This window comes from Bacillus sp. ISL-78, from assembly GCF_018613455.1.
GTDB classification, from domain to species: Bacteria; Bacillota; Bacilli; order Bacillales; family DSM-1321; genus Peribacillus; species Peribacillus frigoritolerans.
Genome location: NZ_JAGGQC010000032.1, coordinates 1 through 5594, shown reverse-complemented (window position 1 = coordinate 5594; position 5594 = coordinate 1). Strand labels below are relative to the sequence as shown.

The window sequence follows — 5594 nt, the reverse complement described above, 5'->3', positions numbered from 1 at the left end:
CTTCATGGATGGCTAACGGGGCAGGTTAGTTGCATAAGGTTATATTTGCATTAAGATAGAATATAAGTGAAAAAGTTAAAAAATAAGGGGTGTTTTTTTGGCGAAAAATATTGGGAATTCAGATAATTTTAAACAAGTAGTAAAGAGAATTTGTAAAATTAACAATATTCCCCCCCAGAAACCTAAATTTGAAGTTATCGATAACTTAATGGTTATTAGTATAAAGAACCATTTAAAAGATGGAGTAGACTTAGATTGTTTTAATATTCTAAATCTGATTTACCGAATAATTGGACCTTTAGGGATAAGATTCAATCAACAAATGTACCTCTATCCAAATTCGGAAAGACTGGCTAGAGTAACTGTATCTTTTAAAAAAGAAGATTATGATGATTTAAATAGAAAAATGAAAGAATTTTGTGAATAAATTTACTTAAGCTAACGGGTGCTTTAGCTGAGGATCAGAGCTGTCTTTAAGGTAGCTTTTTCTTTATGCAACTATCGGGGCAGGTTAGTTGAAGAACGAATGTGGTTTTTTATGGTAAAATAAACATAAATTATTTTCATTAAGGGGTCTACCTGCTATGAAATTAGATGATAAAAAGAGAAAGATTCAAATGGAATATAGGGAGAAATTGCAGCAAAAGAGAAAGAATAAAAAATTCACACTCGAAGCAATTGTAGTTGCTATTATCATTTTTCTTTTCATTGTTTTAAATTCAATTTTTAAAGCCTTTTAACTGTTTTTAGTTCATTTGGATGGCCGCCAATTGGTGGCCTTTTTGGCTTAATGAACTAAAGGGGCAGGTTAGTTCAACAAGGAATAATGCATTTGAAATAGAATTTATATAGTACGTCAATTAAGGAAGAAGGCTGAATGACATTGATTAACACAGTTTTTTCATATGTTCTTCTCGGTGTGATAATTTTCTACGCCTTGGAATGGGCAGCTGTTGGTTCAGGTTTTAAGGTACTAATTGGTGGGGGGGTTGGTTTACTTTTATATATAGCTATTCATTTTAGTAAGAACAAAAAAATAATGAGTGATATGGAAGAGCTCGATGACAGGCAATAATATCCTAACAGGTGCCTTACTTCAATAAGAGGGTTGCTTTGGCAGCTCTTTTTGTTATGGAACTATCGGGGCAGAATAGATATATAATGTGATTCTAAAGAAAGGAAGGTTAAATATGCTTTTTCACATTATCGTTGGGTTTATTTTCCCTTGGCTTTTAGGTGCTTATTTGGTTAAAAATCAGACAAAGCTATTTATAATTTTTTATCCAATTGGTGTAGCAACAAGTATTTTAGTAAATGAAATTGGTTTTAACTACTTTTGGAAGATGGATATAGTGTTTCAAGAATCATCTTTAACTGGAATTCCGTATGATTTAGGTCTTTATCCTATACTTGGTTGTTTATTTATTTGTGTTATTCACTATAAAAAAATGCCTATTCTTATTACATTTTTAGTTTTCACTTTAGTAACAACTTTTGGAGAGTACATACTAGTATGTCTAGAGAAAATAGTATACAGGAATGAATGGAATATCATTTGGACTGGTGTTAGTTATTTATTTGCTTATTCAATTTATTATGTTTATTACAAATTAGTTCGTAAGTTTATTTTATTAAATTAATGGGTGCTTTACCAAGAGCTGATCAGCAGCTCCTTTTCTTATGCAACTATCGGGGCAGAATAGCTCTATAAACCGTTTAACGTACATAAATAACTGGGTATAGAGTGGAAATACTCACTTGTTACTAAGTTAAAGGGAAATTTGAACGGGAAGGAACGGAAAGTATGGGCGAAGAACAATACACAGTAAAACGATGGATAGTTTACTGTCCCTATACCCAACGCTATGTGAATCACGAAACTTCTTTTGTAAGGACGGATGAAAAGAAAGATGTGATTGCTACTTGTACAGGCATAGAGGATTGCTGCAGCAATTGTTTTTTTCTTCTTGGTTCTCAAGCCATAAAAGAAACAGAAAAGAAAAGATCTGCTTTATCAATTCAAATATCAAAAACAAATAAATTTATATAATTGATTTAGGAAACATAAGTTACATTTCTAATTACATTTTAGAACCGTCCCAAAAGTGGACGGTTCTTTTGTCTACAACAAGAAAGTAGGGACGCTTTTTCTTATAGAACTAACGGGTGCGTTAGCTGAAGATCGGAGCTGTCTTTAAGGCAGCTCTTTTTTCTTATGGAACTAAAGGGGCAGTTTAGTTCATTAAGGTTTCAGTATAGAGGTTATTCAAAATTGAAAAAGAATATGGAAGGATATAAGTTTTTTTGTCTGGGGGATTTTATATGTCTTTTGAACAATGTCAGAGAATTACTTCTTTAATGTCAGGATTTAATAAAACGTGGTTCTTTGCAGGCGGTTGGGCAATTGACCTTTTTATCGGTAGAGAAACAAGACATCATCAAGATATAGAGATTGCACTATTTCGGAAAGATCAATTAAACCTGAAGGAATATCTTAAAGAATGGGATTTTAAAAAGGTTATTAAAGGTAGGTTCTATACTTGGGAAAATGAGTTTTTAGAGTTACCTATTCACGAAATACACGCATTGAATAAGTCAAATGGAGATAAATTAGAAGTTCTTCTAAATGAAACAAAGGATTATGATTGGAAATTCAGAAGGGATTTAACGATTTCCTATCCACTTAAGTCAGTTTGGAGTTATTCTGATACAGGCATTCCTTATCTAAATCCAGAAATTGTACTTTTATATAAAGTGAAAAACACAAGAGAAAAAGACCATCAAGACTTTATGGCGATATTAGATAATTTAGATGATGAGAAGAAAGAATGGCTACAGTATGCTATACAATTGCACGAACCAGAACATAAATGGCTTCAATTCTTAACATAACGTCTTAATGAAATAACGGTGTAGTTAGTGAAGAAAGAATAAAGTGTTTAATTTTGTTCATAAAGCATTATTTAACAGATTCAAAAAGGAGAATCCTTTGGGTAAGGATTCTCCTTTTTACTATGGAAACTATTATATTTATTCTAGGCATGACTCAATCTAAATCTTACCAAAAATATAAATATAAGTCTATTTCTTTTTTAATAAATATGGAAAAATTATGATAGTAACAATGAAAAATTCACTTAAGAAAGAGGCGATTTTGAACATGAAACAAAACATTTATGATCATCCAGAATTCTTCCAGAGTTACCGAAATCTACGTGAGTCTGAGTCGAATTACAATGATTTACTAGAACAACCTACCCTAAGAGATATGCTACCTGAATTAAAGAATAAAATTGTATTGGATGTAGGCTGTGGTATGGGGGACTTCGCAAAGTATTGTGTAAAGGAACAGGCTCGGGAGGTCGTGGGGATTGACATTTCAAAGAAAATGATTCAAGTTGCTCAGCAAAGAAATTCCCATGAACGTATTAACTATGTAAATATTGCTTTAGAAGATCTTCAGATAAAACAACATGAATTTGATGTTGTAGTTAGTTCACTAGCTTTACATTATATACGGGATTATGATGTTGTTATAAAAAAAATTAACTGTTGTTTAAAAAAAATGGGGGTTTTTCTTTTCTCCATTGAGCATCCGATTGTAACAGCTAGAAGAAATATGGATAATTGGATAGTTGATAAAGAAAACAACAGATCACATTATGCAGTTGATCATTATCAGGACGAAGGTGAAAGGCGACAACATTGGTATATAGACGGTATTGTTAAATATCACCGTACTTTCTCAACTCTAATAAATGAACTAATCCTGAATGGCTTTCAGATTGAGCAAGTAATTGAGCCTATTCCCGATAAAAAAGCATTGAATAGTTTACCAAAAATTATTAATGAGATGAGAAAACCTTCTTTTATGATCATTAGGGCAAAGAAAGTTTGGTAATATGGGAGGTTGCTGCGGCAACCTTTTTCTTACGGAACTAAAGGGGCAGTTTAGTTCAACAAGCTTTTATTATGAATATTCCCATTTCAAACTTATTTAGAGCAAGGTTATCTCTTGCTTTTTTCTTTGTGTTTTAAAGTTGCTTTTTATTCAAAAAAAGGGATTTTCTTGTTGAAAAACAATACTTTTAGTGTAAAATTACACTAAAAAGGAGTATTTGGTATATATGGAAAAAGAAGAATTCATCAATTTAATTTCAGAAAAAATGAAACTTGTCCGAACAGAACAAAGTTTTTCTCAAGATAAAATGTCTGAAATTCTAGGGATTTCAAAAAAAACACTAGTTCAAATTGAAAAAAGAAGAACAGAAGCCAATTGGACCACCGTTGTTGCATTTTGTGCTTTGTTTAATCATAGCCAATTGTTGATAACATCAATTGGTGACAATCCAGTTGATTTTGTTCAGTTAATTGCTAGCAAAAATGGTGGTACGCCTAAAGAAAAAACAATGGGTGGTAAGATATGGTGGAAAGAAGTCGAGTATAGAGGGGATTTTCGTTTGCAACAAAATTTGATTAGTAACCATTACCGTATATTGGATCAATATGATTATCGTTGGCATAGTTCTTTTGATAAAGAAGAGAGTTTAAGTCGTTTAAATGAATTACAGGAGGTGGAGACTATCGAGATAGATAAAGGTATAGGGATATATGAAGAATAAGACCTCTACCTATAATAGTCTTAGGCTGTCCAAGTTTTCCACGTAACCTATATATCTGAAAGAGAGGTGACAATATGAGAAAAATAGTAATTGGTATTCTAATAGTCTGTTTATACTGTTTTCCTTTTGTTTATTTTTCAATGCACCAAGATTTTGCTAACCGTTCAATGCTTGGCTATTTAATTATGATTGTAGTAACTTCACTTCTTGCTTTCTTCGGCAAACTCGTTAGTAATTCAATGTTTCTTATTATTGGTAATATATTGTCTGTAATAATATCATTTTATTTCATCAGCGAGATGACAGGGAACGAACGATGGGGTGGCTATTTTAAGCCACTAACTCCATATCAATTATTAATCTTGGTTAGTTTTTTGAATTTGATCCCTCAGTTCTTCGCTATGAAGTTAGCTAATAGAAACAAAAAATAAAGTTAAATATTAATTTGATTGAGAAGAGTAACTTCTTTGAATTACTCATTTCTTTAATAAATATCAACAATATTCATTAACATAGCCTTCTTATTAAACAGCTAAGTTTGTGATTTAATACACTTAAACTAACGGGTGCGTTAGTTGATTAAGACAAATAAAAAGAGAGCTACCCAAAGTTACCCCATAGATATTACTTCGTTATACAGTAGTGAACCAACCACTAATAGTAGATGCTGTAACACCTGCATCATCAGCATCGACACGCGTTCTCAATTTACCGTCATTGATACGTTTTACGAATGTACCTTTAACACCTTGTGTGTTGGGGGATTACGGAAATAAAATTACGACCTTATAATTAGGAAGTGTGTTTTAATTAATGTAATTTGCTGAAGAAACAAAGGCATAAAAAAAGGAAGAGGAACTATAAAAGTTGCACATAACCCTGTCAAGTAGACAATAAAAAAAGAGTATTTTTTAAGCTGCGGCCTTTTCTCGATATTCAATTGGGGAAAGGCGTTGAATTTCTCTTGAAAGC

Annotated in this window: 9 protein-coding genes; all 9 read left to right on the top strand. The window is 31.9% G+C overall.

Going from position 1 to position 5594, the window contains the following annotated elements; translation table 11 throughout:
* The first annotated feature begins 97 nt into the window (after window positions 1-97).
* The 9 genes from J7I96_RS24540 (at window position 98) to J7I96_RS24500 (ending at window position 5053) form a co-directional block, all read left to right on the top strand.
* The gene (locus J7I96_RS24540; protein WP_214774989.1) at window positions 98-427 is read left to right on the top strand and encodes a hypothetical protein; all 330 of its coding nucleotides are present in this window, start codon (window positions 98-100) and stop codon (window positions 425-427) included.
* Window positions 428-584: 157 nt separating this feature from the next.
* The gene (locus J7I96_RS24535) at window positions 585-740 is read left to right on the top strand and encodes a hypothetical protein (RefSeq protein ID WP_214774991.1); all 156 of its coding nucleotides are present in this window, start codon (window positions 585-587) and stop codon (window positions 738-740) included.
* Between the two features lie 137 nt (window positions 741-877).
* Complete coding sequence (locus J7I96_RS24530; protein ID WP_214774993.1) at window positions 878-1075, top strand: hypothetical protein; 198 nt, start codon at window positions 878-880, stop codon at window positions 1073-1075.
* 115 nt (window positions 1076-1190) lie between these two features.
* Complete coding sequence (locus J7I96_RS24525; RefSeq protein ID WP_214774995.1) at window positions 1191-1640, top strand: hypothetical protein; 450 nt, start codon at window positions 1191-1193, stop codon at window positions 1638-1640.
* A gap of 164 nt (window positions 1641-1804) precedes the next feature.
* Complete coding sequence (locus J7I96_RS24520) at window positions 1805-2050, top strand: hypothetical protein (protein ID WP_214774997.1); 246 nt, start codon at window positions 1805-1807, stop codon at window positions 2048-2050.
* Window positions 2051-2322: 272 nt separating this feature from the next.
* Entirely contained in the window at window positions 2323-2892 is a 570-nt protein-coding gene (locus J7I96_RS24515; protein WP_214774999.1) for a nucleotidyltransferase domain-containing protein, read from the top strand.
* A gap of 268 nt (window positions 2893-3160) precedes the next feature.
* Window positions 3161-3901 (top strand): class I SAM-dependent methyltransferase, encoded by a 741-nt coding sequence (locus J7I96_RS24510; RefSeq protein WP_214775005.1) that lies wholly within the window; start codon window positions 3161-3163, stop codon window positions 3899-3901.
* Between the two features lie 226 nt (window positions 3902-4127).
* Window positions 4128-4622, top strand: a complete 495-nt coding sequence (locus J7I96_RS24505) for a helix-turn-helix transcriptional regulator (protein WP_214775001.1) — start codon at window positions 4128-4130, stop codon at window positions 4620-4622.
* A 74-nt stretch (window positions 4623-4696) separates the two neighbouring features.
* Window positions 4697-5053, top strand: a complete 357-nt coding sequence (locus tag J7I96_RS24500) for a hypothetical protein (protein WP_214775003.1) — start codon at window positions 4697-4699, stop codon at window positions 5051-5053.
* Window positions 5054-5594 lie beyond the last annotated feature (541 nt).